Source organism: Sphingomonas sp. LH128 (assembly GCF_000293195.2).
Taxonomy (GTDB): Bacteria; Pseudomonadota; Alphaproteobacteria; order Sphingomonadales; family Sphingomonadaceae; genus Novosphingobium; species Novosphingobium resinovorum_A.
This window is the reverse complement of the sequence record NZ_ALVC01000072.1, coordinates 1-25,812: the sequence shown is the minus strand read 5'-3', so window position 1 is coordinate 25,812 and position 25,812 is coordinate 1. Positions and strand designations below refer to the sequence as shown.

Sequence of the window (25,812 nt, the reverse complement as noted above, 5' to 3'; positions counted from 1 at the left end):
TACATGGCGCTGATGCCGAAACTCGACGACCGCACCCCGATCCCGCGCTGGCGGATGCTCATGCCTGCGATGGTGGCGCTGGCTTTCCTGCCGGTGCTGCTGGCGCCGGTGCCGGGTTTCGTCGACATGCCGTCGCACATGGCACGGCATCACGTTCTGGCCAACATCACGGCCGATCCTGCGCTGAGCAGGATGTTCGCGGTACATTGGCAGTGGATCGCCAACCTCGGTGCCGATCTGCCTTCGGTGCTGCTGGCGCCCCTGCTGGGCAGCGAGCGTGCGACGCTGGTGGTTGGAGCCTTGCTGGCGCCGCTGACGGTCATGGGCCTGTTCCAGCTTTCCCGCGCCGCGCATGGGCGAGTGAGCGCAAGCGCTTTCGTTGCACTGCCTTTCGCCATGCATCAGGCATGGATGTGGGGGTTTCTCAATTACTGCATGGGCATCGGTCTGGCCTTGCTGGTTGCGGCATGGCTGTACACCCGGCCGCGCGAAAGCGGACGCGAGCAGGTGATTCTGGCAGTTGCGGCGCTGGTCGTGTGGACGGCGCATATGGCGAGTTGGGTGGTCCTGCTTATCCTGGCGGCGGGCAACGAGTTGGGGAAGCTCGGAAGCTGGCGCGAGGTGTGGCCGGCGATGCGGCGCAATCTCGTTCTGCTGGTGCCGGTCATGCCGCTGCTGCTCTGGCGTTCCGAGGCGGCGGGGCAGGGGGGCGGCCCGGCTTACGTCGACTTCGTGAACACCAAGATCGTGGTCTTCGCCAGCGTGCTGCGAGGCACGGACAAGCTGGTGGATATCGGTTTGCTGGCGGCGCTGGCCTGCGTCAGTGGGGTTGCCTTGCTGTGGGCGTCGGGGCGCAGGCTGGAGCGGAGGTTGCTCGTCAGCGGGGTGCTGCTCGCCTTCGCGGCGGTCGCGGCCCCCACGACGATCCTCAATGCATGGGGCACGGACTTGCGTACCGCGCCTATCGCGCTACTGGTCCTTGTGCTGGCGATCACGCCGAGCGCCCGTCCCGAACGGGAGCGCCTGATCGTGATGGCGGGAATCGCCTTGTTTTGCGTGCGCGTCGGGACAGTGACCCGGGATTGGGTGCGGCATGGCCACGTCCTCGAACAACGCCTGAAGCTGCTCGGCGCCGTGCCGCGCGGAGGGCGCGTGGGCTACCTCTGGGCGGCGCCGGATTGCGGTTTTCCCTGGCGTCTGGTGCCGGACGAAAAGCTGGGCAGCTACGCTCTCACGCGCAGGGATGCCTACGTCAACACGCTGTTCATGGTCGACAATGCCAAGCTGATGACCGTCCGCGACCCGCTCCTCGCGCAGCGCTGGTCCGGCGGGACGCAGGACGTAGCGCCGCTTTGCCCTCAAAACCGGCCGGACCTTGCCGCGATGAACGGCAAGATCGCGGCCATGCGTGCGGATGGTTTCGACGCGGTCTGGGTTTCGGGCGGGATTCCTGCCGACCTGCCGCCGCCGCCGGGCTTCGTCGTGGCGAAGCGGGCGGGCGGCGACACGCTGTTTGTCAGGCGCTGACGAACAGGTCCTTGTAGGCGCGCGGCTGGCTGCGCAGGAACTGCGGCGCGACGGCGATCTTTGCGCCCAGCGCCGCTGCTGCATGCCACGGCCAGCGCGGGTCGTAGAGCACAGTACGCGCAAGTCCGATCATGTCGGCATCGCCAGTCGCGATGATGGCTTCGGCCTGCTCCGGTTCGGTGATCAGGCCCACGGCGATCACCGGTATGGACACCGCCTGCTTCACCGCCCTTGCAAGCGGCACCTGATAGTTGGGGCCGACGGGAATCTTCTGCTCGATGTGCAGCCCGCCGCTGGAGACGTGGATCGCAGCCGCGCCGCGTGCTTCCAGAGCCCTGGAGAAGGCAACAGTCTGCTCGATGTCCCAGCCGCCCTCGACCCAGTCGGTGCCGGATAGTCGCACCGTCACCGGCTTCTCGGCAGGGAAGGCTGCGCGCACCGCATCGTAGACTTCTAGCGGGAAGCGCATGCGGTTCTCGAGGCTGCCGCCGTACTCATCCGTGCGCGTGTTGGAGAGCGGCGAGAGGAACTGGTGCAGCAGGTAGCCGTGCGCGGCATGGATCTGGATGGCGTCGATCCCGAGCCGTGCGGCGCGATGCGCGGCCTCGGCAAAGGCGGTGCGGACGCGGGCTAGCCCGGCGCTGTCCAACGCCACCGGCGCGTTCTCATGCTTCTGGAAGGGCAGGTCGGAGGCGGAGACCGTTTGCCAGCCGTTGGCTGCGTCCGGTGCGATCTGGGCGCCGCCGTCCCATGGCTTGGCGGTGCTGGCCTTGCGGCCGGCGTGGGCAAGCTGGATGGCGATGGGCATGTCCGACCAGCGGCGGACGCTTTCCAGGACTTTGCCCATGGCTGCCTCGGTCGCGTCGTCCCACAGGCCTACGTCGGCGTAGGAGATGCGCCCCTCGGGCAGGACGGCGGTTGCCTCGATTGTCAGGATGGCGGCGCCCGACTGGGCAAGCTGACCGAGGTGCTGGGTGTGCCAGTCGGTCATGCGACCGTCCTCGGCGGAATACTGGCACATCGGCGCGATGACGATGCGATTGGCGAGCGTGACGTCGCCGAGAGTGAGGGGCTCGAAGAGCTTTGCCATGGATGGTCCTCTGGTCATGTCGTTGCGAGGGGGGAGGGAGCGCTGGAAGCGCCGCAACGCACGTGCACTTGGGAACGGAGCGGGCTAGAAAAAAGGCCCCCCGCGCGGTGCGGAGGGCCTTTCGGACAAGAATATCTTGCAACTGCGAAAGCGCGCCGCGCGCCTCAGGCGGCGAGGCGCATTTCCAGCCTGTCCCAGATTTCGACCAGGGCTTCGGTCAGTTCGCGCATCATCTCTTCGGTGTGCGCGGGGCCGGGGGTGAAGCGCAGGCGCTCGGTGCCGCGCGGGACGGTCGGGAAATTGATCGGTTGCACGTAAGCACCATATTCGGCGAGCAGGATGTCGCTGATCTGCTTGGCGCGCACCGGATCGCCCACCATGAGCGGGACGATGTGCGTGACGGAGTCCATAACCGGCAGGCCCGCATCGCGGAACATCTGCTTCATCATCGCGGCGGAACGCTGCTGGCCCTCACGCTCGACGCTCGAGCTCTTGAGGTGACGCACCGAAGCGAGCACGCCCGCGACCAGCACCGGCGAGAGCGAGGTCGTGAAGATGAAGCCCGGCGCGTAGGAGCGGATGCAGTCGATGATCTTGTTGTTGGTGGCGATATAGCCGCCCATGACACCGAACGCCTTGCCCAGCGTGCCCTCGATGATGTCGATGCGGTGTGCAGCCTCGTCACGGTCGGTGATGCCGCCGCCGCGTGGGCCGTACATACCGACCGCGTGGACTTCGTCGATGTAGGTGAGGGCGTTGTACTTTTCGGCGAGGTCGCAGATCGCGTGGATCGGGGCGACGTCGCCGTCCATCGAATAGACCGATTCGAAGGCGATCAGCTTGGGCAGGGCAGGATCGGTCTCGGCCAGCAGTTCCTCGAGGTGTTCGAGGTCGTTGTGGCGCCAGACCTTCTTTTCGCAGCCCGAATTGCGGATGCCTGCGATCATGCTGGCGTGGTTCAGTTCGTCCGAGAAGATCACGCAGCCGGGCAGCAGCTTGGCCAGCGTCGAAAGCGTGGCGTCGTTCGAGACGTAGCCCGAAGTGAACAGCAGCGCGCCCTGCTTGCCGTGCAGGTCGGCCAGTTCGGCCTCGAGGTCGACATGGTAATGCGTGTTACCGCCGATATTGCGGGTGCCGCCGGAGCCGGCGCCGACGTCGTGCAGAGCCTCTTCCATGGCCTCGATCACCTTGGGGTGCTGGCCCATGGCGAGATAGTCGTTGGAGCACCACACGGTGATCGGCTTCGGCCCGTTGTGGCCGGCGAAGCACCGCGCGTTCGGATAGGCGCCCTTGTTGCGCAAGATGTCGATGAAGACGCGGTAGCGCCCTTCGGAGTGAAGGCGCTCGATCGCCTGGTCGAAAATGTGCTCGTAGTTCACGGTGTCGACTTTGTCCTGCCTTGCCTGTTCCGGCGCCTGCCCAAAGCGTTGCGTCCGTTGCCCGGACTGCATTTGCTGCGGCCAATAGCTTATCGCGTCTCTCATTGCCAGTCGCTTGTACCTAAGGGCTAATCGGAAAACGTGCCTGCGGAAAACGGGATTTTGGAAGGCTCGTGCCCCGCAACGATCGTCATCTGCGGCGCGTCGCGGTGCAATGCATTGATCGTCATCAACCAGGAGAGGGTTTCTCTGCGGAAAGAGGCAATCTCTCCGCGGGTGGCGATGCGTGCGGGAAGGCGCAATTCCTTCCAGTTGACGGCGAGCTTGGCGATGTCACCGGTGAACAGGAACTCGCGATCGTCCGAGAGCCGGACGTAGACCATGTTCGCTTCCGGCGCGACGCCGCTGGCCGGAATCACCACGACGCCGGGCGCGAGCGTATAAGGCACGTCGCCCGAGGGCGGCAGTTCCTGCTCCACCCGGTGCGTGCCCGTTGGATAGCCGCCGTTGTGAGTCGGCTTGTCGGCGAGCAGGATGACGTGGGAGGCTTTCGACAATGCGGTCTCGATGCGGGCCTGTGCCTCGCCGCTGTACCGATCGAACTCGTGCGTCATGGCCGAGGAGCGGGAGATTCCGGCGTCGATCACGATCGGGCCGTTGCCCGGCACGATCAGTTCATAAGCGCTGATAATGTTGGGAGCTTGCCGCAGACCGCCGCCCGCCACCAGCATGTTGCGCGAGGTCATGCGCAGGCCCACCGTCTCGACGCGCAGTTCGATGGGGCGCTGGCCATCGCTCGCGTCCGCGAGCTTGCGCAGAGCGCCTATCGTCAGCGGCTTTGCCCTGGGCTCACCGCTCCCGATCCCGGCCCCGGCATCGGCCAGGAACCAGTAGTAGGGGATGGCGATGATGAGCAGTACCGACAACAACCATACATTGAGCCGTCGCGTCAAAACCTCTCGATCCTCATGAGCCCGTAATGCGCCAGCTTCTCGGCATAGGCACCGGGCAATTCTCCCTGTCCGGTGAATAGCGCGCGGTCGGGTCGTTGGCGAGAATATTCCTGTCCCGCAGTGAGACGCGCGACCTGCCGCGCGATGCCTTGTGCGCCGTGCACGAAGCGTACGCCTGGGCCGAAAGCCTCGGCGAGTTCGGCTTCGACCAGCGGGAAATGCGTGCACGCGAGAACCACGGTGTCGATGCGCTCGCCATCGGGCTGCATGCGCAGCGCCTGGGCGGCATGACGGATGAGCGCGGGATCGACGGGTTCGCCGCGCAGCTTGGCCTCGGCCGCCTCGACGAGACCGGGCGCGCCGTGGCGGAGCAGCCGCTTTCCGGCGGCGAATTCGTGCTCCAGCCGGTCGACATAGGCCTGCCGGATCGTCGCCTCGGTGCCGAGCAGGCCGATCACGCCGGTCTTCGTCATCGCGGCGGCGGGCTTGATGGCGGGCACGGTGCCGACGATCGGCACTTCCAGCACTTCGCGCACCATGCCCAGCGCGATGGTCGAGGCGGTGTTGCAGGCGATGCAGACCAGACGCGGGCGGAAACGCTCCGTCATGCGGCCGAGCAGCCCGGCCACGCGCGCCGCGATCTGCGCCTCGGTCTTGGTGCCGTAAGGCAGTCCGGCGGTGTCGGCGGCATAGATGATCGGCGCATCAGGCAGGGCCTTGCGCACTTCCTCCAGCACGGTGAGCCCGCCGACGCCCGAATCGAACAGCAGGATCGGCGACGTCGCATCGATCCTTGCAAGCGTGGTGGCGACGCTCTGCGGCGCGCTCTCGATATCGGAAGCCATCATCAATCCCTGGACCTTGCCACCTGTTAACCGCGTCGGGGTTGTCCCGGCAACGCCGAATGCTGCAACCTGTCTTCTGCAAAGCGCGATAGGGCGCTAAGGCGCGTCGCATGACTTGGATTCTTCCGCTCGTACTCGGCTATCTGCTCGGCTCCGTGCCGTTCGGCCTCATTCTGACCCGGGTGACCGGCGCTGGCGACTTGCGCTCGATCGGATCGGGCAACATCGGCGCGACCAACGTGCTGCGCACCGGGCGCAAAGGCCTTGCCGCTGCCACGCTGCTGCTGGACCTGCTCAAGGGGCTGGCGGCGGTGTTGATCGCTGCGCAGATCTGGCCCGAAACGGCACCGCTGGCAGCCCTGGGCGCGCTCCTCGGCCACTGCTTCCCGGTCTGGCTGCGTTTCAAGGGGGGCAAGGGCGTGGCGACCGCAGCGGGCGTGGCCTTCGGTCTCGCATGGCCGGTCGGGCTGGCTTACGCGCTGACGTGGATCGGGTTGCTGGCGACGGTTCGCATCTCCTCGGTATCGGGCATGACTGCGGCGATCGTCGCGCCGCTTGCCGCGTTCGTGCTGGGCTATCCGCAGGCGGGGTTGGTCCTGACCGTCATTGCCGCGCTCGTGCTGTTCCAGCACCGTGAGAACATCGCCCGTCTGCGTGCGGGAACCGAACCGCGCATCGGAGGCGGCAAGAAAAAGTGAGTGCCCCGGGCGGTCTTTCGCGGGACGAGGCCTTCGCCCGCATTCGCCTGTTACGCTCGCCCCATGTCGGACCGGTCACTTACCGCCACCTCCTGGCCCGGTTCGGCAACGCAGTAAATGCGATCGCGGCCTTGCCGGAGGTCGCGGGGCGATCCGGACGTCCTTACGCACTCGCGCCGGAGCGCCGCGTTCACGACGAGATCGCCGCCGCTCGCAAAACCGGCGCGCGTTATCTCTTCCACGATTCGCCGGACTATCCGCGCCTGCTCGGCGAGACCGAGGGCGCGCCGCCGATCCTGACCTGGCGCGGAGACATGTCCGTGCTGGCGCGGCCGTGCGTCGCCATGGTCGGCGCGCGCAATGCTTCCGCTGCCGCGATCCGGCTGGCGCGGGAGTTTGCGCATGAACTGGCCGGAGAGGGCTGGACAGTCGTTTCCGGCCTCGCCCGCGGCATCGACGGGGCCGCGCATCAGGGCGCACTCGCGGCGGGTGGAGCGACCGTGGGCATCATCGCCAGCGGCATCGACATCACGTATCCGCCCGAGCACGCAGCCCTGCAGGAAGAGGTCGCGACGCGCGGTCTGCTGCTGGCGGAGCAGCCTCCCGGCTCCGAGCCGCTGGCACGCCATTTCCCCTCCCGCAACCGGATCATCGCCGGGTTGTGCCTGGGCACCTTGGTGGTCGAGGCAGCGCCGAAGTCCGGCTCGCTCATTACCGCGCGGCTGGCGGGCGAGATGGGGCGGCAGGTCATGGCGATCCCCGGCTCTCCGCTCGATTCGCGCTCGCATGGCTGCAACCAGTTGATCCGCGACGGCGCCACGCTGGTGCAGGCAGCGCAGGACGTGATCGAGGAACTGACCGACTTTTCGGGCGCGGTGCCGACGAGCCTGCGCGAAGCGCCCCGTGACTGGGTCGAGGAAGTGCCGTCGGCAGCGGCCGCCAATCCCGCCGACGTGGCGGGTCTGCTCACGACCGCGCCGGTTGCCGTCGATGAACTGATCCGCCAGTCGGGCGCGAGCGCCGCTGCCGTTCAGCTTGCCCTGCTAGAGTTGGAACTGGACGGCAGGCTCGCCCGCCACGCCGGTGGGCGGGTCAGTCTTGGGTGAGGCTGCCCGGAAGAAATCGACGGTGCGTCTTTATCCCGCAGCGCTTATGCGGCAAGGGAGCCGTCCCGGCGGGGCTTGACGGCCCGGTCGAACACGACCCACCTTGTACGTGTATGTATGCGTGCGCGCACGCGAGGGGCAGATCGAGTTAGAGAATGCAGCTAGTCATCGTAGAATCGCCCGCCAAGGCAAAGACCATCGAGAAGTATCTGGGCAAGGACTACAAGGTCCTCGCCAGCTACGGCCACGTCCGCGACCTGCCGCCCAAGGACGGCTCCGTCCGCCCGGACGAGGAGTTCGCGATGGACTGGGAACTCTACGGCGACAAGCAGCGCCAAGTGAAGGCGATCACCGATGCGGCCAAGACCGCCGACCGCCTGATCCTCGCGACCGACCCTGATCGCGAGGGCGAGGCGATCTCGTGGCACGTGCGCGAACTGCTGGCCAAGCGCAAGGCGCTGCCCAAAGACGTGCAGCGCGTCACTTTCAACGCGATCACCAAGGAAACCGTCACCAAGGCGATGACCCAGCCGCGCGAGCTGGATCAGGACCTGATCGACGCCTACCTCGCCCGCCGTGCGCTGGACTACTTGTTCGGCTTCACGCTTTCGCCTGTGCTGTGGCGCAAGCTGCCCGGCGCCAAGTCGGCGGGCCGCGTGCAGTCGGTGGCACTGCGCCTGATCGTCGATCGCGAGCGCGAGATCGAGGCGTTCACGCCGCAGGAGTACTGGTCCGTTGCCGCGCAGATGGCGCATGACGGGACCGACTTCACCGCCAAGCTGGTGACGTTCGAGGGCCAGAAGCTCGACCGCCTGAGCCTGGGCGAAGAGGGCATCGCCATGCGGGCCAAGACCGCGGTGGAGCAGGGCGCCTTCAAGGTCGAGGGCGTCGAGACCAAGCCGCATCGCCGCAACCCGCAGCCGCCGTTCACCACCTCGACCTTGCAGCAGGAGGCCGCACGCAAGCTGGGCTTCTCGGCCAGCCAGACGATGCGCGTGGCGCAAACGCTCTATGAAGCGGGTGCTATCACCTACATGCGTACCGATGGCGTGCAGATGGACCCGAGTGCGATCTCGGCCGCCCGCGCCGCCATCGCCGAGCGCTTCTCTGGCCACTTCGTTCCCGAAAAGCCGCGCCACTACGAGACCAAGGCCAAGAACGCGCAGGAAGCGCACGAGGCGATCCGTCCCACCGAGTTCACCAAGGACCGCTTCGGTTCAGGGGACGAGGCGCGCCTGTACGATCTGATCTTCAAGCGCGCGATGGCCAGCCAGATGGCTTCGGCCCAGCTTGAGCGTACCACCGTAACCCTGCGCGACGGAACTGGCCGCAACGAACTGCGCGCCACCGGCACCGTGGTGAAATTCCCGGGCTTCCTTGCCGTCTACGAGGAAGGCCGCGACAACAAGGCCGACGATGACGACGAGGCAGGCCTGCTGCCCTTCATGAAGGCGGGCGACATGCCGGCCAAGAAGGACGTGACCGCCGAGCAGCACTTCACCCAGCCGCCGCCGCGCTTCTCGGAAGCCAGTCTTGTGAAGCGGCTGGAGGAACTGGGCATCGGGCGTCCTTCGACATATGCCGCGACGATCCAGGTCATCAAGGACCGCGCTTACGTGCGGACCGAGAAGAACCGTTTCTTCGCAGAGGAGACGGGGCGACTTCTCACCTCGTTCCTCGAACGCTTCTTCCCCCGCTACGTGGCTTATGAATTCACGGCGGGCATGGAGGACGAACTCGACGACGTTTCGGGCGGACGCCAGGAATGGAAGGCCCTGCTCGAAGCCTTCTGGCGCGACTTCAAGCCCAAGTCCGACGAGGTGATGGAGAAGAAGCCCTCGGAAGTGACCGAGGCGCTGGACGAGTTCCTCTCCGATTACCTGTTCCCGCCCAAGGCGGACGGCACTGATCCGCGTGTCTGCCCCAAGTGCGGCGAGGGGCGCCTGTCCCTGCGCGGCGGTCGTTACGGCGCGTTCGTGGCGTGCTCGAACTATCCGGAGTGCAAGTTCACCCGCAAGTTCGCGCAGCCCGGAGGCAACGCCGAAGGCGGCGATGACGAAGGGCTGGGCAAGGACCCGGAGACCGGCATGGAGATCATGCGCCGTACCGGGCGCTTCGGTCCTTATATCCAGCTGGGCGAGGGCAAGGAGGCCAAGCGCGCCTCGATCCCCAAGGATATCGACGAACTGACGCTGGAATGGGGCATCAAGCTGCTCAGCCTGCCGCGCACCGTGGGTCCGCACCCGGAGACGGGCAAGGATATCACTGCCAGCATCGGCCGTTACGGCCCGTACCTCGCGCATGACGGCAAGTATGCGCGGCTGCGTTCGACGGCGGAAGTGTTCGACACCGGCATGAACGCCGCGGTCTCGATGCTGGCTGACGCCGCCAATCGCGGCGGCGCGGCCTCGCGCACCAAAGCGGAACCGCTCAAGGTGCTGGGCGCGCATCCGACCAGCGGCGGCGAGATCAAGGTCATGGCGGGACGCTACGGCCCTTACGTCACCGACGGCACCACCAACGCCACCCTCCCGCGCGACCAGAAGCCGGAAGACCTCACCGCCGAGCAGGCCGTCGTGCTGATCGACGAGAAGGCGGCCAAGGGGCCGGCCAAGGGCAAGAAGAAGGCGCCAGCCAAGAAGGCGGCGCCCAAGAAGACTGCCGCCGCCAAGACGGACGGGGCCAAGAAGCCGGCGGCAAAGAAGGCAACGGCCAAGAAAGCAGCGCCGAAGAAGAAGGCGGCCGCAGATACCGATCAGGGCAGCGCCGCACCGTGGGATGTCGAAGCATGAGCGACAAGGTTGCCAAGCACAAGCAGCCCTGGAAGCCCGAGGAACTGCAGAAGCTGCAGACCCTCGCGGGCAAGGGCAAGGGCCTCAAGGAAATTGCCAAGGCCCTCAACCGAACCGAGGAATCGACCAAGGATGCGGCGCGCCAGCATGGCATGAACATCGCCAAGGCGCGGTGACGGTCTCCCGCCCCGGATCAGTTCCGGGGCGGCGTCATTTCAGCCGCCACAGCGCGAACCGGCGGGTGCCTAGGCTGACTTGCGTATAAGTTTGGTAGTCGCTGCGCAGCGCTTCCATGACGATGTCGCGCGTCTTGTCGTTGGCGCGGTTCGGGCGCTTGGACAGCCCGACCACCACCACGCCGGGGCGGCTGGCCATGATGCGGCGTACTTCGCTCACCGGGTCGATGTTCAGCGCGCCCGCTTCGTTCATCGCATTGAGGTGGCTTGGGTAGGCAAATCGCGTTGGAATGCAGGCGTTGGTGGTGCGATAGAGCGCGCTGTCGCCCTCGAAGACGTAAAGGCAGCGGCCTTGCAGTTCGCGCGTGATCGCGTGTGTCATGCTCGCGAACTGCGTGGCATCGCCCCTTTCGCGAACCTGCAGGGCGGGTACCGCGATTGCACCGACGACACCCATGCCCAGGAGCAGTTGGCCGTACCAGCGCTCTCCCGGGCGGCTACGTGCGAGGGCCGGCGCGGCAAGCACGCTCAGCGGCACCAGCACGGGGCCGAGATAGTGGTCGTACCAAGTGCCGAAAACCAGGAACCCGCCGATGCTCGCCAGCGCCCAAATGCGCAGGGACGGCAGGGCTGCCGGGCGCACTCCGCGAACGGGGCGCAGGTGGTGGGGTGCCAGAAGCAGGGCGAGCGCGAAAGGGATCAGCGCCAGGCATTCCTTGGCGAGCCGACCGAAGGCATCGGCCATGTCCGTCGTGCGGCCCAGGATCGAGGCAAAATTGGCCTGCACGAAGGCATCGCCGTGGCCGAGCCATGCATAGCCTGTCCAGACCGCCGCAGTCGGAGCCAGCGCCGCCGCGATCCATCCGGCGCCCGTCAGGACCAGTCTCCGGGGCGGCCAGCCGTCCGCCCTGCCGCGTCCCAGCAGCATCAGGCCAAAGGCAGCGCCTTCGAAGACCGCCGTGTACTTGATCTGCATCGCAAGCCCGAACAGCAGCATCGCCTTCAGGCCGCGGCGGGCAAGCAAGGGATCGTGCGCCCGCGTTCGCACATCGACGACGATCAGCGCGGCAAGGGCGACAGGCAGGTTGTAGAACACCGGCGACTGGCCAAGCGCCACGTTGAACACCGGCTGCCAAAGCAGATAGACCAGCCCCGCCCACTGCGCTGCGCGGGGCGGAGCGATGCGGCGGGCGATGCGCTCGATGACCAGCGCGGTGAGCACCGAGCAGGCAAGGCCGAGCAACTGATAAGTCAAGACCGGATCGAACCGCAGGGCGTAAACGGCGCGATAGAGCGCGAACAGGCCCCAGGGCTTGCGATCCCAGATGTCGACGTAGGGAAGGGCGCCCTGCGCCATGCGCTGCCCGACGAGGAGGTAGAACTGCTCGTCCGACTGGAATGCGGGCTTGCCCAGCATCAGCAGTCGCAATGCGAAGGCGATCGGCAGGTACAGCGCGAGCGAACCCAACCGAAGCCGGGCGCCGATAGGACGGCGAACGGCAATCGGAACATTCCGTTGCGCCGCAGCGGCACTCCGCGCGACCATGAGCGACCCTTTCCTCGTTCCGGCCGCGGGGGGAACGGCGGTTGTTGGGAAAGGGCGCTTAAGGCGTTTTGATTGCAGGAATGCGACGGCGGATCGCGCCGTCGCCAGACTTCCGCGGCGTTACGAGCGCTTCTTCGTCTCGTTCGACGGTTTGGCCGTCGGCGCCGGTGTAGGCTTGGCCGTTGGGGCGGCCGTCGGTGCCGGCACCGGGACGGCGGGAATCGGCTGCCCGGGTGCAGGCTTCGTCGGCGCCGGTCCTGGAGGATTGAGGCCGGGCTCGACCGTCACCGAAGGCTTCACTGGCCTTACGCCGGCCTTGATGAGCCAGGACGAAATGCCGTCAGCCGTCGCCTGCATGCCGGCCTTGTTGAGATGCCATTGCAAGCCCTGCCGCCCGTCGTAGCCTTGCGGGGAGCCGATCATCCACGGCTCCTTGTCGCAAGGGGTGTGGGTGGCCGAGGACTGGTTCATCTCGACGACGATGGTGCCGTGCGCCTGTGCCACGCGGCCGGTGATCTCGGCAAGGCGGCGGCCGATCTCGCGCACGATCGCGGCGTCGGTCTCGCTGACCGGGGTGTCGGCGCAGAGCTTGCCCGGCGGCGGCACGGGGGTCAGGTACTGGACGAAGACGATGCGCGCCTGCGGGGCGGTCGCCTTGATGCGGCGGGCGATCTCGTTGAGCTGCGCCTCGTCGCGGACGTAGTCGGCCTCGGTGGGGATGCGGACCGGGCCGCAGGCCTTGGTCTTGGCGCCCGAGGCGGCGATGATCTTCGCGTTGAAGGCGCAAGTCGCCGAGAACAGGTTGCCGATGTACGACAGGTCGTTGCCGCCGATGGTGATCGTGACCAGCCGGGTGTCGGGCGTGACGCTGTTGATCTGCGGCGGCACTTCGCCCCAGGGGCCGAGCACGTTGTCGGTCACCGCACCCGAGCAGGAACGGTCGATCAGCACCATGCCGAAGCGCTCGGCGAGCAGCGTCGGGTAGTTGTTGAAGCTCTGACCGCAGCGCGCGGGCCAGCTCGGCTTGACCGGCGGCAGCTGCGGTCCCGCAGCGAACGACGAGCCGATGGCGACGTAGCGTTGCCCGGCCAGGTTCTCTTCCACCAGGGTGACCTGCGCCTTCTCGGCGGCCACGGCCTTCATGTAAGGCGTGGCGCAGCCGCACAGCAGGAATGCGGTGGCAGTGAGGGTCGAGAATGCGGCCTTCATCATTTCACCCAGTCGAGTCCGATTTCCTCGTAGATGTCCTTGGTTTCGGCCCAGTTCTCCTCGACCTTCACGTGGAGGAAGAGGTGGACCTTCTGGCCGAGCACTTCGCTCAGTTCCTTGCGCGCGGCCTCGCCGATCGCCTTGATCTTCGAGCCGCCCTTGCCCAGCACGATGGCGCGCTGGTTGTCGCGGGTGACGACGATCTGCTGGCGGATTTCCACCGAGCCGTCCTTGCGCGGGGTATAGGCCTCAGGACGCACGGCGGCGTCGTAGGGCAGTTCCTCGTGGAGCTGGCGGTAGAGCTGTTCGCGCGTGATCTCGCAGGCGAGCAGGCGCTCGCTGGCGTCGGAAACCTGGTCCTCGGGATAGTGCCAGGGGCCTTCGGACATCTGCCCGGCGAGCCAGGTCTTGAGCTGCGGCACGCCGTCGCCGCTGAGGGCGGAGACGAAGAACACCTCGTCGAACTGCACTTCTGCGGTGAATTCCTGCGCCAGCACCAGCAGCTTTTCCTTGGCGCTTGCATCGACCTTGTTGAGCACCAGCACCTTGCGTTCGGTGCGGTCCTTCAGCGTTTCGAGCAGCGGCATCAGTTCGTGGCGGCGCAGCTTCACCGCATCGACGATCAGCAGGATCGCGTCGGCCTCCTGCGCGCCTTCCCAGGCGGCGGCGACCATCGCGCGGTCGAGGCGGCGGCGGGGCGCGAAGATGCCGGGGGTGTCGGCGAGGATGATCTGCGCCTCGCCCTCGAGCGCGATGCCGAGCAGGCGGGCGCGGGTGGTCTGCGCCTTGGCCGAGGTGATCGCCACCTTCTGCCCGACGAGCGCGTTGACGAGCGTGGACTTGCCCGCGTTGGGGGCGCCGATGACGGCGACGAGACCGCAGTGCTGGGTCATGATTGTACGGCTCCGGTTGCGCCATGCGGCCTGTGCTTCGACAAGCTCAGCATGAGCGGAAATTCAAGGTTCATGCTGGCATATCCATACATAACGTACTTAAGAATATAAAATTCCCGTATTACAAATCCGCTCACCCTGAGCTTGTCGAAGGGTGATGAAGCAGAACGCCTCGCTAGCCGAATTTCCTCATGAACTCTTCTGCGGCGCCGGTCTCGGCGTCCTGCTTGGAATGGGCGGTGGCCTGTGCCGAACCGACGTTGTGGACCGACACTTCGACCGTGAAGCGCGCGGCGTGATCCGGACCTGAACGCTCGATCAGCTTGTACTCGGGCATCCGGCGGCGGTTGCCTGCGGTCCATTCCTGCAGCGCGGACTTGGGATGCTTGCGCTTGCCGGTCTTGCCCTGGAGCGTATCCGCCCAAAGGCCGAGTACCATATCGCGCGCCGCTTCGAAACCGCGCTCGGTAAAGCAGGCGCCGATGATCGCCTCCATCACGTCGCCCAGGATGTTCTCCGAATCCTGCCCGCCGTCATCGCGCGCCTGCTTGCCGAGGCGCATATGCGGGCCGAGGCCGATGTCGCGGGCGATCGTGGCGCAAGTGGCGCGGCTGACGAGCGCGTTGAGGCGCTGCGAGAGGCGGCCTTCCGCCTCGTCGCTGCCGCGGTAGAGCCATTCGGCCACCGAGAGGCCGAGCACCCGGTCGCCCAGGAACTCCAGCCTTTCATAATTGCGTTTCTCGCCGGTGGAGCCGTGCGTCAGGGCCGCTTGCCAGAGCGCTTCGTCGAGCGGCTCCTGGCCGGAATGCTTGATCAGAAAGGCGCGGGTATTTGCTTCAAGCACTCAGATCACGCTCCCGATGCGGCTCCAGCGCGCGGCGGTGAACCATGTCCAGGGCTTGATCCATTCGGCCGAACCGTCGGTCGAGAACATCATGACCGCCGCCTTGCCGACGAGGTTCTCCTGCGGGACCATGCCGACGCCGCCGCCCTCGACCGCCGGGAAACGGCTGTCCATCGAGTTGTCGCGGTTGTCGCCCATCAGGAACAGGTGGCCTTCAGGGACCACGAAAACGCCGGTGTCGTCCTGCGGGGTTGGCCCCATGTCGAGCACGGTGTAGCTCTTGCCGTTCGGCAGCGTCTCGCGGAACTGCGGGTAGGAGCAGACGTCCTTGCCCTTGTCCGTGGTCTCGAAGCCGGGGCCGCAATCGGTGTTGGGGCTGACGGGCACGGTGAAGTTGGCGACCTTCACCTTGGGCACCGACTTGCCGTTGATCCACAGCTGGCCCCCCTTCATCTGGATCTCGTCGCCGGGCAGGCCGATGACGCGCTTGATGTAGTCGACGTCGTTGTCAGGCGGAGCCTTGAAGATGACCACGTCGCCGCGCTCGGGCTGGCTGGCCAGGATGCGCCCGGGGATCAGCGGCACGCTGAACGGCAGCGAGTATTTCGAGAAGCCGTAGGACCACTTGGTGGCGAACAGATAGTCGCCGGTCAGCAGCCGGGGCAGCATCGACTCGCTGGGGATGTTGAAGGGCGAAACGATGAAGCTGCGCAGCACCACCACGCCCAGCACCAGCCAGAATAGGAACGAGAAGAAGTTCTCGTCCTTCTTGGGCTTGGCATTAGGGGCTCCGGCGGGTGCCTGGCCGGCTTCGATCTTTGTCGCGCTATGGGTGTCGCTCATGGGCAAACCCTTGCCCATGGCCGCGTGCTTCCGTCAAGAGCGATCCCGACCAACATGAGGTACTGGCCGATAATTGCACAACTCGGGCTTGGATTTCGCAACTGCGGAACGCATAAGGCGCACCGAATGCTTACAGGAGATGCGTTGTATGAGCGAAGCGGTATGGAACAAGCTGCAGGGCCTCGACAAACCCACCTTGAAGCAGCTTTTCGATGCCGATTCCGGCCGTCTGGATGCTTTCGCGACGCGCTTAGAACTGGGTGAGGAGGAGAACTCCACCGGAATCCTGTTCGACTGGTCGAAGACCCACCTCGACGCCGCGCACGTCGCCGCCTTCGAGGAACTGGCGCAGGCGCAGGACTTCGCTGGCCGCCGCGCGGCGCTGTTCGCGGGCGAGATCGTCAACCCGACCGAAGGCCGCGCCGCCGAGCACACCGCCCAGCGCGGCGTCGGCAAGGACGAGAGCGTCCAGATCGCTGCCGAGAACCACCACCGCATGGCCGCGATCGTCGAGGCCATCCATCGCGGCGCCATGGGCGAGGTGAAGCACCTGATCCATGTCGGCATCGGCGGTTCGGCGCTCGGCCCGGCGCTCGCGATCGACGCGCTGGCCCGTGAGGGCGCGATGGTGGACGTGCATGTCGTGTCCAATATCGATGGTTGCGCGCTAGAGCAGGCCATTGCCAAGTGCGATCCGGCGACCACGATGCTCGCGGTCGCTTCCAAAACCTTCACCACCATCGAGACGATGACCAACGCCGACAGCGTGCTGATCTGGCTGCGCGAAAACGGTGTCGAGGACCCCTATGGCCGAGTTGTCGCGCTCACCGCCGCGCCGGAAAAGGCGATGGAGTGGGGCGTGGACGAAACCCGTATCCTGCCGTTCTCCGAGAGCGTGGGCGGGCGTTATTCGCTGTGGTCGTCGATCGGCTTCCCCGTAGCCATGGCGCTGGGCTGGCCCGACTTCGCCGAGTTCCTCGACGGTGCGGCGGCGATGGACGTGCATTTCCGCGATACCGACGGCCTTGCGAACCTGCCGCTGCGCGCCGCATTCGCCGATCAGTACTACACCCGCCTGCGCGGCTGCCAGACCCGCGCGGTCTTCGCCTATGACGAGCGCATGGCGCTGCTGCCCGACTATCTCCAGCAGCTGGAGATGGAATCGAACGGCAAGCAGGTGACCTTCGACGGCAAGCCGGTCGACGGTCCCACTGCGCCGATCACCTGGGGCGGCGTGGGCACCGATGCGCAGCATGCGGTGTTCCAGCTGCTGCACCAGGGCACCAACCTCGTGCCGGTGGACTTCATCGCCTCGATCGCGCCCGGGCACGACCTTGCGTTCGATCACCACCGCATCCTGCTGTCGAACTGCTTCGCGCAGGGTGCCGCGCTGATGGCGGGCAAGGCGAGCGAGGATCCGGCGCGTGCCTATCCGGGCGACCGCCCCTCGGCGACAATCCTGGTGGATGACCTGACGCCCGCCACCTTCGGCGCCCTCGTGGCGTTCCATGAGCACCGGACTTTCGCCAACGCCGTGCTGTTGGGGATCAACCCGTTCGACCAGTTCGGCGTGGAACTCGGCAAGGAGATCGCCAAGCAGATCGAGCAGGGTGGCGTGGAGTTCGATCCTTCGACCACCGCGCTGCTGGCGCTGGCGGGCATCGCCTGAAAATAATACGCCGGGACGACCGTTAGGTCGCCCCGGCGCCCTGCAAGGGTAGGATGGCGCGCCGTCAGGCGCGGTGTTCGAGGCCCTCTGCCCAATCGGCATGAGCAGGCAGGGCGGATCCCGGCGAGGATGCGCCGATCTCGATCAATTGCGAGAGCAGGCGCTTGCCGTCCTCCCAGCTGCCGAGGCCGGAATCGGCGTTGATGTGGCCGGAATTCCCGGCATCCACGAACGTGCTGCCCCAGCGCCGCGCGAGGCTCTTGGATGTCTCGAAGCCCATCCACGGATCGTTGTGGCTCGCCACCAGCAGCGAAGGGAAGGGCAGCGCATCGGCAGGCGTCGGCGCGAAGCCGGTCACCCGTTCGTCGCGCGGAAAGAAATCGACTTCGGGCGGCGCCACCAGCATCGCGCCGATCACCGGGGCCGACCAGCTCGGCTGCTCGAACTTCGACCACCATGCCGTCAGGATGCAGCCGAGGCTGTGCGCCACGATCACCACGGGCCGTCTCGCACGGTGCACGGCCAGGTTCAAACGGTTGATCCAGGTGTTGCGGTGGGGGTTGTCCCAGGTGCCCAGCTCCACCAGCTGGGCATTGTCGAACTCTTCCGCCCAGCGCCGCTGCCAGTGGCGCGGTCCGCTGCCGTCGAGGCCGGGGACGAGAAGGATCAGCGGTTCCTGTTTTTCGGATTCGCCCGGAAGCGAACGACTTTGAAGAGAACGGGGCATCGGCGATCTCCCTTGTGCTATGGGCTCGAATGTAAACTCAACCGATAAAGTTGACAATGCGTTCCGAGGTCAAAGCGGCAGGAAGAAATTCTTGAGCGCCGGATGGAAATCCGCCTGCCGCGTCCCCGTGCGCTGGCAATCGCAGGCCCCATGTCCCATATGCCCCCGCGACCAAAGGAGCTTCATCGCATGCCCGCCAAAGACGCCGATTACGACTACGACCTCTTCACCATTGGCGCCGGCTCGGGCGGCGTGCGCGCCAGCCGCGTTGCGGCCGCCTACGGCGCGCGCGTGGCGGTGGCGGAAGAGTACCGGGTCGGCGGTACGTGCGTGATCCGGGGCTGCGTGCCCAAGAAGATGCTCGTCTACGCCGCGCACTTCGCCGAAGACCTCGAGGACGCGCGCCACTTCGGCTGGGAAGTGGGCGAGCCGAAGTTCGACTGGAAGACCCTGCGCGACAACGTGCTGGGCGACGTCGATCGCCTCAACGGCCTCTACACGCAGACGCTCGACAACAATAAGGTCGAGATATTCCACCAGCGCGCGACGATCACCGGCCCGCACGAGATTACGCTGGCGAACGGCGAGAAGAAGACCGCGAAGCATATCCTGATCGCCACCGGCGCGCGGCCGCATGTGCCGGAATGCCCGGGTCATACGCATGGCATCACCTCCAACGAAGCGTTCCATCTCGACGCGATCCCGAAGCGCGTGCTGATCGCGGGCGCGGGCTATATCGCCAACGAGTTCGCGGGCATCTTCCACCAGTTCGGCGCCCATGTGACGCTCATCAACCGCTCCGACCAGATCCTGCGCGGTTACGATGAAAGCGTGCGCGACCGCCTGCTCCAGATCTCGCTGGCGAAGGGCATGGAGTTCCGCTTCAACGCGAACTTCGAGAAGATCGTGAAGCAGGAGGACGGTTCGCTGGTCGTCCACATGAGCAATCACGAGCCTATCGAAGTCGACCTCGTCCTGTTCGCCACCGGCCGCGTGCCCAATATCGAGGGCCTCGGCCTCGAGGATGTCGGGGTCAAGCTGAACGCAAAGGGCGCCATCGCGGTGGACGAGAACGCGCGCACCAGCGTGCCCAGCATCTATGCCGTAGGCGACGTGACCGACCGCGTGCAGCTCACCCCTGTCGCCATCCGCGAGGGACAAGCCTTCGCCGACCGCGTGTTCGGCGGCAAGGAGGCCAGCGTGGACTATTCGTGCATTGCCTCGGCGGTGTTCAGCCATCCGCCGCTCGCGGGCGTGGGCCTGACCGAAGCGCAGGCGACCGAGCAGTTCGGCACCTGCAAGGTCTACACCAGCGACTTCCGCTCGATGAAGAACGTGCTGGCGCAGCGCAACGAGCGCTCGCTCTACAAGATGATCTGCCATGCCGAGACCGACAAGGTTCTGGGCATCCACATGATCGGCGCGGACACGCCGGAACTGATCCAGGTGGCGGCGATCGCGGTGAAAGCGGGGCTGACCAAGGCCGATTTCGATGCCACCGTGGCGGTTCACCCGACTATGTCGGAAGAACTGGTGCTGATGAAGTAGGAGGACGAAAACCTCTTTCGTCATTGCGAGCGAAGCGAAGCAACCCAGGGCAGCACTAAGCCGCCCTGGGTTGCTTCGCTTCGCTCGCAATGACGGGTGGGTGGGTTCGGTCATATCGCCTGACGGATAGATCGCAGACCCACCCCGGATAAGTTTAACCGGTCGATTAAAAACAGTTGACCAGAGGCCTTTCCCGGTCTTACGCGGATGCAGCAATTGACGCTGCATGCGCCGAGGCAAGGGAATCCGGATGTCCGCAAATATCGCCGAAATGGAGAAGCGCCGCTCCGCCGCAAAGCTGGGTGGTGGTCAGAAGCGCATCGACGCGCAGCATGCCAAGGGCAAGCTGACCGCGCGCGAACGCCTCGACGTGCTGCTCGACGAAGGCAGCTTCGAGGAGATGGACCTCTACGTCGAGCATGACTGCGTCGACTTCGGCATGCAGGACCAGAAGATCCCCGGCGACGGCGTGGTCACCGGCTCCGGCACCATCAACGGCCGCCTCGTCTATGTATTCAGCCAGGACTTCACCGTGTTCGGCGGCTCGCTCTCGGCCCGCCACGCGCAGAAGATCTGCAAGGTGATGGACGCTGCGCTCAAGGTCGGCTCGCCGGTCATCGGCCTCAACGATTCCGGCGGCGCGCGCATCCAGGAAGGCGTGGCATCGCTGGGCGGCTATGCCGAAGTGTTCCAGCGCAACGTGCTGGCATCGGGCGTGGTGCCGCAGCTTTCGCTCATCATGGGCCCCTGCGCGGGCGGCGCGGTCTATTCGCCGGCGATGACCGACTTCATCTTCATGGTGAAGGACAGCTCGTATATGTTCGTGACCGGCCCGGAAGTGGTGAAGACGGTCACCAACGAAGTCGTCACTCAGGAAGAGCTGGGCGGTGCGATCACTCATTCCAGCAAGACCTCTGTGTCCGACCTTGCGCTGGAGAACGACATCGAGGCGCTGCTGGCGGCGCGCGACTTCTTCGATTTCCTGCCTTCGTCCAACCGCGACGACGTGCCGGAGCGCCCCAGCGCCGATGCCTGGGATCGTCTGGAGCCCAGCCTCGACACGATCATCCCGCCTTCGGCCAACCAGCCGTATGACATGCAGGAAGTCATCCGCAAGACGGTTGATGAAGGCGAGTTCTTCGAACTGCAGCCCCAGCACGGCGGCAACATCATCATCGGTTTCGGCCGCATCGAAGGCCGCACGATCGGCGTGGTCGCCAACCAGCCGATGGTGCTGGCGGGCGTGCTCGACATCAATTCGTCGCGCAAGGCCGCGCGCTTCGTGCGCTTCTGCGATGCCTTCAGCATCCCGATCGTGACCTTCGTCGACGTTCCGGGCTTCCTGCCCGGCACCGATCAGGAGCACAACGGCATCATCAAGCACGGCGCCAAGCTGCTGTTCGCCTATGCCGAAGCCACCGTGCCCAAGATCACCGTCATCACCCGCAAGGCCTATGGCGGCGCCTACGACGTCATGAGCTCGAAGCACCTGCGCGGCGATCTCAACTACGCCTGGCCCACCGCCGAAATCGCGGTGATGGGCGCCAAGGGCGCGGTGGAGATCATCTTCCGCGGCCAGGACGCGGACGGCATCGCCGCCAAGACCAAGGAGTACGAAGACCGCTTCGCCAATCCCTTCGTGGCGGCGAGCCGGGGCTACATCGACGAGGTCATCTATCCGCACTCGACCCGCCGCCGCATCGCGCTGGGCCTGCGCAAGCTGCGGAACAAGGAACTCGAGAATCCCTGGAAGAAGCACGACAACATCCCGCTGTGATGCGCGGCAGGTGGCCTTTTTGAGAGTACACGGACCGGATGTGAAAGCCGAATACGGCGCCCGGTCGAAGGATAAGGGATTGGAAGTCAGGTCATGGAAGAAGTCTACATCGTCAGCGGCGTGCGCACGGCAGTCGGCGATTTCGGCGGTTCGCTGAAGTCGTTCATGCCTTCGGACCTCGGCGGCCTCGTCGCTACCGAAGCGCTTGCCCGCGCCGGGATCGAGGCGGACGCGGTGGAGCATGTGGTCATCGGCCAGGTCATGCCCACCAGCGCGCGCGACCAGATGCTGGCCCGCGTGATCGGCATCAATGCCGGCATCCCGCTCGCCACTCCGGCGCTGACGCTGAACCGCCTGTGCGGATCGGGCGTGCAGGCGATCGTCTCGGCCGCACAGATGATGAAGCTGGGCGAAGCCTCGGTGACGCTCGCGGGCGGCGCCGAAGTCATGTCCAACATCCCCTACCATGACCACGGCGTGCGCTGGGGCAGGAAGATGGGCGCCAACACGCAGGAAGACGCGCTGACGCTCGGCCTGTCGGACGCCATCGGCGGCTATCACATGGGCATCACGGCGGAGAATGTGGCGGAGCGCCACTGCGTGAGCCGCGAGGACATGGACGCGCTCGCCGCGACCAGCCACGCGCGCGCCGCACATGCCATCGCCGAAGGCCGCTTCAAGGACCAGATCCTTCCCGTCGAGGTGAAGACCCGCAAGGGTGTGACCGTCTTCGACACCGACGAGCACGTTAAGGCCGACACCACCGTCGAAGTGCTGGGCAAGATGCGCCCGGCCTTCAAGAAGGATGGAACGGTCACTGCGGGCAATGCCAGCGGCATCAATGACGGAGCCGCCGCCGTGGTGCTCGCCACCGGTGCTGAAGTCGAGAAGCGCGGTCTGAAGCCGCTCGCGCGCATCGTCGCCTGGGGTCACGCGGGCGTCGAGCCGGAATACATGGGCGAAGGTCCGATCCAGGCTGTGCCGATCGCGCTGAAGCGCGCCGGGCTGAGCCTCGACCAAATGGACGTGATCGAGAGCAACGAGGCGTTCGCCGCGCAGGCCGCCGCCGTCGCGAAGGTGCTCGGTTTCGATCCGGCGAAGGTCAATCCCAACGGTTCGGGCGTCTCGATCGGTCACCCCGTCGGCGCGACGGGAACCATGCTGACCATCAAGGCCATGTACGAGCTGAAGCGCATCGGCGGCAAGTACGGCCTCGTCACCATGTGCATCGGCGGCGGGCAGGGCATCGCCCTTGTGATCGAAAACGTCATCGAGAACGTAGGATAATTGCCATGAAGCTCGGTCGCCTCAACCATATCGGAGTCGCCACGCCCGATCTCGACGCTGCCATCGCGTTCTACAAGGACGTGATGGGCGCCACCGACGTGACCGAGCCGTTCGTGCTCGAAAGCCAGCAGGTGCGCGTCTGCTTCGTGAACACGCCGGGCGAGGATGGCACTGCGGGCACGCAGATCGAGCTGCTCCAGCCCACCTCGCCGGACTCGGCGGTCGGCAAGTGGCTGGAGAAGAACCCCCTCGGGGGGCAGCATCACATCTGTTATGAAGTGCCCGATATCCACGCCGCCAAGGCGTGGTTCGAGGGCCTCGGCAAGCGCGTGCTGGGCGAGCCGCGCATGGGCGCGCACGAGACCCTGATCTTCTTCGTCCACCCCAAGGACATGGGCGGCCAGCTTACCGAGATCATGGAAACGCCGAAGGGCGCGCATTGAACTGACGTCGTCCCGGGCTCGACCCGGGACCGCTGGCCGGAAACGGCCCACCTCGCGGCGAGGCACCTTGAAGAGAGGCCCCGCTTAAAGACAGGCACCGGTCCCGGATCAAGTCCGGGACGACGAGTAAAAGAGGATACCACGATGCCCGACATCAACGACTGGCAGGCAGCGGCGACCAAGGAAGTCAAAGGCAAGGACCTTACTTGGGACACGCCCGAGGGCATCGCGGTCAAGCCGCTCTACACCGCCGAGGACGTGACCGTCGATCCGGGCCTTCCGGGCTTCGCGCCCTTCACGCGCGGCGTGCGCGCCTCGATGTACGCGGGCCGTCCCTGGACCATCCGCCAGTACGCAGGCTTCTCCACCGCCGAGGAATCGAACGCCTTCTACCGCCGCAACCTCGCGGCGGGCCAGAAGGGCCTGTCGGTCGCCTTCGACCTCGCGACGCACCGCGGTTACGACTCCGACCACCCGCGCGTGGTGGGCGACGTTGGCAAGGCGGGCGTGGCGATCGACTCGGTCGAGGACATGAAGATCCTGTTCGACGGTATCCCGCTCGACAAGATGTCCGTCTCGATGACGATGAACGGCGCGGTGATCCCGATCCTGGCGTTCTTCATAGTTGCGGGTGAAGAGCAGGGCGTCGACCGCAAGCTGCTCGACGGGACCATCCAGAACGACATCCTCAAGGAGTTCATGGTCCGCAACACCTACATCTACCCGCCCGAGCCGAGCATGCGGATCATCTCGGACATCTTCGGCTACACCAGCCGCGAGATGCCCAAGTTCAACTCGATCTCGATTTCCGGCTACCACATGCAGGAAGCCGGTGCGACGCAGGTGCAGGAACTCGCCTTCACCATCGCGGACGGCGCCGAATATGTGAAATACGGCGTGGCCTCGGGCCTCGACATCGACAAGTTCGCGGGGCGCCTGTCGTTCTTTTTCGCGATCGGCATGAACTTCTTCATGGAAGTCGCCAAGCTGCGCGCCGCGCGGGTGCTTTGGCACCGCGTGATGACCGAACTGGGTGCCAAGGACGAGCGTTCGAAGATGCTGCGCACCCACTGCCAGACCTCGGGCGTGTCGCTGCAGGAGCAGGACCCCTACAACAACGTGATCCGCACCACGATCGAGGCGATGGCCTCGATGCTGGGCGGCACCCAGTCGCTGCACACCAACGCGCTCGACGAAGCGATCGCGCTGCCGACCGACTTCTCGGCGCGCATCGCCCGCAATACCCAGATCATCATCCAGGAAGAGACCGGCATGTGCAATGTCGTCGATCCGCTGGGAGGCTCGTACTACATCGAATCGCTGACGCAGAGCCTCGTCGACCAGGCCTGGGAGATCATCGAGCGCGTGCAGGCCGATGGCGGTATGGCCAAGGCGGTCGCCGCCGGCTGGCCCAAGGCGATGATCGAGACCGCCGCCGCCTCCCGCCAGGCGCGCGTGGACCGGGGTGACGACGTGATCGTCGGCGTCAACAAGTACCGCCTCGCCGCCGAGGACGCGATCGAGACGCTTGACATCGACAACGCCAAGGTTCGCGAAGGCCAGATCGCTCGCATCAACAAGATGAAGGCCGAGCGCGACGAAGCCGTGTGCCAGGCCGCGCTCAAGGCGCTGGCCGATGGCGCCGCCGCACCCGCCAGCATCGAGAACAACCTCCTCGCCCTTGCGGTCGAAGCGGCCCGCGCCCGCGCGACCCTCGGCGAAATCTCGTCCGCGATGGAGGAGAGCTTCGAGCGCTACGGCACTCAGCCGACCCCGGTGAAGGGCGTCTACGGCGCGCCTTACGAGGGCGACAGCCGCTGGCAGCAGGTGCTGGACGGCGTTCAGGCGGTGGAGCGCCGCCTTGGCCGCAAGCCCAAGCTGCTCGTCGCCAAGATGGGCCAGGACGGCCACGATCGCGGTGCCAACATCATCGCCTCGGCCTTCGGCGACATGGGCTTCGAGGTCGTTTCCGGCCCGCTGTTCCAGACGCCCGAGGAAACCGTGGTGCTGGCCTTGCAGAACGAAGTCGATGTCGTCGGTGCCTCCAGCCTCGCGGCCGGTCACAAGACGCTGATCCCCGAACTGATCCAGCAGTTGCGCGATGCCGGGCGCAGCGACGTCAAGGTGATCGCGGGCGGCGTGATCCCGGCGAAGGACTACGAATACCTGCGCAATGCCGGAGTTCAGGGCATCTACGGCCCCGGCTCGAACGTGGTCGAATGCGCCGCCGACGTGCTGCGCCTGCTCGGCCACAACATGCCGCCGGCCGGCTCCGAACTGCAGGCGGCCGAGTAAGGGGATGCTGGATCAGCGCGGCATCGCGTTCTATGACAGGGCTTTGGCCCCGAGCCGCGCGCGTGCCGCCTGAGGAATGACTATGACCCAAACCCCCGCCTTCGCCCCCCGCACCGACTGGACCCGCGAGGAAATCGCGGCGCTGTTCGACCTGCCGTTCACCGA

General features: G+C 66.0%; 21 protein-coding genes. 11 read left to right on the top strand and 10 right to left on the bottom strand.

Annotated features, from left to right (window positions below):
• Window positions 1-12: 12 nt before the first annotated feature.
• Window positions 13-1,527 carry a hypothetical protein gene (locus tag LH128_RS06690; RefSeq protein ID WP_155986144.1) on the top strand — a complete coding sequence of 505 codons (1,515 nt, stop codon included), beginning with the start codon at window positions 13-15 and terminating at the stop codon, window positions 1,525-1,527.
• Here the strand turns inward: LH128_RS06690 and LH128_RS06685 are convergent.
• From LH128_RS06685 to murI, 4 genes are all read right to left on the bottom strand, one after another.
• Window positions 1,517-2,617, bottom strand: coding sequence for an NADH:flavin oxidoreductase/NADH oxidase (locus LH128_RS06685; RefSeq protein WP_008828834.1), 1,101 nt, complete (start codon window positions 2,615-2,617; stop codon window positions 1,517-1,519). The genes LH128_RS06690 and LH128_RS06685 overlap by 11 nt on opposite strands.
• A gap of 164 nt (window positions 2,618-2,781) precedes the next feature.
• Window positions 2,782-3,996: a 5-aminolevulinate synthase gene (hemA, locus tag LH128_RS06680; protein WP_008828833.1), complete on the bottom strand. Its 1,215-nt coding sequence runs from the start codon at window positions 3,994-3,996 to the stop codon at window positions 2,782-2,784.
• Window positions 3,997-4,124: 128 nt separating this feature from the next.
• Window positions 4,125-4,925, bottom strand: coding sequence for a hypothetical protein (locus LH128_RS06675; protein ID WP_327195084.1), 801 nt, complete (start codon window positions 4,923-4,925; stop codon window positions 4,125-4,127).
• A 20-nt stretch (window positions 4,926-4,945) separates the two neighbouring features.
• Complete coding sequence (gene murI, locus LH128_RS06670) at window positions 4,946-5,797, bottom strand: glutamate racemase (protein ID WP_008828831.1); 852 nt, start codon at window positions 5,795-5,797, stop codon at window positions 4,946-4,948.
• Between the two features lie 107 nt (window positions 5,798-5,904).
• Between murI and plsY the strand changes: the two genes are divergently transcribed.
• The 4 genes from plsY to LH128_RS06650 all read left to right on the top strand — a co-directional run bounded on the left by plsY (window position 5,905) and on the right by LH128_RS06650 (window position 10,566).
• Window positions 5,905-6,492, top strand: a complete 588-nt coding sequence (gene plsY / locus LH128_RS06665; RefSeq protein ID WP_008828830.1) for a glycerol-3-phosphate 1-O-acyltransferase PlsY — start codon at window positions 5,905-5,907, stop codon at window positions 6,490-6,492.
• Window positions 6,489-7,598 carry a DNA-processing protein DprA gene (gene dprA, locus LH128_RS06660; protein WP_008828829.1) on the top strand — a complete coding sequence of 370 codons (1,110 nt, stop codon included), beginning with the start codon at window positions 6,489-6,491 and terminating at the stop codon, window positions 7,596-7,598. Before plsY ends, dprA begins: the two co-directional genes overlap by 4 nt.
• 155 nt (window positions 7,599-7,753) lie before the next feature.
• Complete coding sequence (gene topA, locus LH128_RS06655) at window positions 7,754-10,390, top strand: type I DNA topoisomerase (protein ID WP_008828828.1); 2,637 nt, start codon at window positions 7,754-7,756, stop codon at window positions 10,388-10,390.
• Window positions 10,387-10,566: a hypothetical protein gene (locus tag LH128_RS06650; RefSeq protein WP_008828827.1), complete on the top strand. Its 180-nt coding sequence runs from the start codon at window positions 10,387-10,389 to the stop codon at window positions 10,564-10,566. Before topA ends, LH128_RS06650 begins: the two co-directional genes overlap by 4 nt.
• A gap of 34 nt (window positions 10,567-10,600) precedes the next feature.
• Here LH128_RS06650 and LH128_RS06645 read toward each other — a convergent pair whose 3' ends face one another.
• The 5 genes from LH128_RS06645 to lepB form a co-directional block, all read right to left on the bottom strand.
• Complete coding sequence (locus LH128_RS06645) at window positions 10,601-12,034, bottom strand: glycosyltransferase family 39 protein (protein WP_036522658.1); 1,434 nt, start codon at window positions 12,032-12,034, stop codon at window positions 10,601-10,603.
• Window positions 12,035-12,232: 198 nt separating this feature from the next.
• Complete coding sequence (locus LH128_RS06640) at window positions 12,233-13,324, bottom strand: SGNH/GDSL hydrolase family protein (protein ID WP_008828825.1); 1,092 nt, start codon at window positions 13,322-13,324, stop codon at window positions 12,233-12,235.
• Window positions 13,321-14,214, bottom strand: coding sequence for a GTPase Era (gene era / locus LH128_RS06635; RefSeq protein WP_008828824.1), 894 nt, complete (start codon window positions 14,212-14,214; stop codon window positions 13,321-13,323). Before era ends, LH128_RS06640 begins: the two co-directional genes overlap by 4 nt.
• A gap of 175 nt (window positions 14,215-14,389) precedes the next feature.
• Window positions 14,390-15,058 (bottom strand): ribonuclease III, encoded by a 669-nt coding sequence (gene rnc, locus LH128_RS06630; RefSeq protein WP_008828823.1) that lies wholly within the window; start codon window positions 15,056-15,058, stop codon window positions 14,390-14,392.
• Entirely contained in the window at window positions 15,059-15,901 is an 843-nt protein-coding gene (gene lepB, locus LH128_RS06625) for a signal peptidase I (protein ID WP_037518181.1), read from the bottom strand.
• Window positions 15,902-16,049: 148 nt separating this feature from the next.
• Here lepB and pgi point away from each other — a divergent pair, with 148 nt between their 5' ends.
• Window positions 16,050-17,570, top strand: coding sequence for a glucose-6-phosphate isomerase (pgi, locus tag LH128_RS06620; protein ID WP_008828821.1), 1,521 nt, complete (start codon window positions 16,050-16,052; stop codon window positions 17,568-17,570).
• A 64-nt stretch (window positions 17,571-17,634) separates the two neighbouring features.
• On the opposite strand, the gene LH128_RS06615 is transcribed toward pgi, so the two are convergent.
• Window positions 17,635-18,297 (bottom strand): RBBP9/YdeN family alpha/beta hydrolase, encoded by a 663-nt coding sequence (locus tag LH128_RS06615; RefSeq protein ID WP_008828820.1) that lies wholly within the window; start codon window positions 18,295-18,297, stop codon window positions 17,635-17,637.
• A 189-nt stretch (window positions 18,298-18,486) separates the two neighbouring features.
• Between LH128_RS06615 and gor the strand changes: the two genes are divergently transcribed.
• The 5 genes from gor to scpA all read left to right on the top strand — a co-directional run bounded on the left by gor (window position 18,487) and on the right by scpA (window position 25,647).
• Complete coding sequence (gor, locus tag LH128_RS06610; protein WP_008828819.1) at window positions 18,487-19,845, top strand: glutathione-disulfide reductase; 1,359 nt, start codon at window positions 18,487-18,489, stop codon at window positions 19,843-19,845.
• A gap of 250 nt (window positions 19,846-20,095) precedes the next feature.
• Window positions 20,096-21,622, top strand: a complete 1,527-nt coding sequence (locus LH128_RS06605) for an acyl-CoA carboxylase subunit beta (protein ID WP_008828818.1) — start codon at window positions 20,096-20,098, stop codon at window positions 21,620-21,622.
• Between the two features lie 93 nt (window positions 21,623-21,715).
• Entirely contained in the window at window positions 21,716-22,909 is a 1,194-nt protein-coding gene (gene bktB / locus LH128_RS06600; RefSeq protein WP_008828817.1) for a beta-ketothiolase BktB, read from the top strand.
• 5 nt (window positions 22,910-22,914) lie between these two features.
• Complete coding sequence (gene mce, locus LH128_RS06595) at window positions 22,915-23,352, top strand: methylmalonyl-CoA epimerase (protein WP_008828816.1); 438 nt, start codon at window positions 22,915-22,917, stop codon at window positions 23,350-23,352.
• 144 nt (window positions 23,353-23,496) lie between these two features.
• Window positions 23,497-25,647, top strand: coding sequence for a methylmalonyl-CoA mutase (gene scpA, locus LH128_RS06590; RefSeq protein ID WP_008828815.1), 2,151 nt, complete (start codon window positions 23,497-23,499; stop codon window positions 25,645-25,647).
• Window positions 25,648-25,812: the final 165 nt, after the last annotated feature.

Excerpts from the sequence above, each read along its gene's own strand:
- era (WP_008828824.1), bottom strand. The coding sequence starts at position 14,214 with ATGACCCAGCACTGCGGTCTCGTCGCCGTCATCGGCGCCCCCAACGCG.
- LH128_RS06640 (WP_008828825.1), bottom strand. The coding sequence starts at position 13,324 with ATGATGAAGGCCGCATTCTCGACCCTCACTGCCACCGCATTCCTGCTG.
- LH128_RS06615 (WP_008828820.1), bottom strand. The coding sequence starts at position 18,297 with ATGCCCCGTTCTCTTCAAAGTCGTTCGCTTCCGGGCGAATCCGAAAAA.
- LH128_RS06605 (WP_008828818.1), top strand. The coding sequence starts at position 20,096 with ATGTCCGCAAATATCGCCGAAATGGAGAAGCGCCGCTCCGCCGCAAAG.
- LH128_RS06650 (WP_008828827.1), top strand. The coding sequence starts at position 10,387 with ATGAGCGACAAGGTTGCCAAGCACAAGCAGCCCTGGAAGCCCGAGGAA.
- lepB (WP_037518181.1), bottom strand. The coding sequence starts at position 15,901 with ATGAGCGACACCCATAGCGCGACAAAGATCGAAGCCGGCCAGGCACCC.
- LH128_RS06690 (WP_155986144.1), top strand. The coding sequence starts at position 13 with ATGCCGAAACTCGACGACCGCACCCCGATCCCGCGCTGGCGGATGCTC.
- murI (WP_008828831.1), bottom strand. The coding sequence starts at position 5,797 with ATGATGGCTTCCGATATCGAGAGCGCGCCGCAGAGCGTCGCCACCACG.
- plsY (WP_008828830.1), top strand. The coding sequence starts at position 5,905 with ATGACTTGGATTCTTCCGCTCGTACTCGGCTATCTGCTCGGCTCCGTG.
- bktB (WP_008828817.1), top strand. The coding sequence starts at position 21,716 with ATGGAAGAAGTCTACATCGTCAGCGGCGTGCGCACGGCAGTCGGCGAT.
- scpA (WP_008828815.1), top strand. The coding sequence starts at position 23,497 with ATGCCCGACATCAACGACTGGCAGGCAGCGGCGACCAAGGAAGTCAAA.
- pgi (WP_008828821.1), top strand. The coding sequence starts at position 16,050 with ATGAGCGAAGCGGTATGGAACAAGCTGCAGGGCCTCGACAAACCCACC.
- LH128_RS06685 (WP_008828834.1), bottom strand. The coding sequence starts at position 2,617 with ATGGCAAAGCTCTTCGAGCCCCTCACTCTCGGCGACGTCACGCTCGCC.
- topA (WP_008828828.1), top strand. The coding sequence starts at position 7,754 with ATGCAGCTAGTCATCGTAGAATCGCCCGCCAAGGCAAAGACCATCGAG.
- mce (WP_008828816.1), top strand. The coding sequence starts at position 22,915 with ATGAAGCTCGGTCGCCTCAACCATATCGGAGTCGCCACGCCCGATCTC.
- gor (WP_008828819.1), top strand. The coding sequence starts at position 18,487 with ATGCCCGCCAAAGACGCCGATTACGACTACGACCTCTTCACCATTGGC.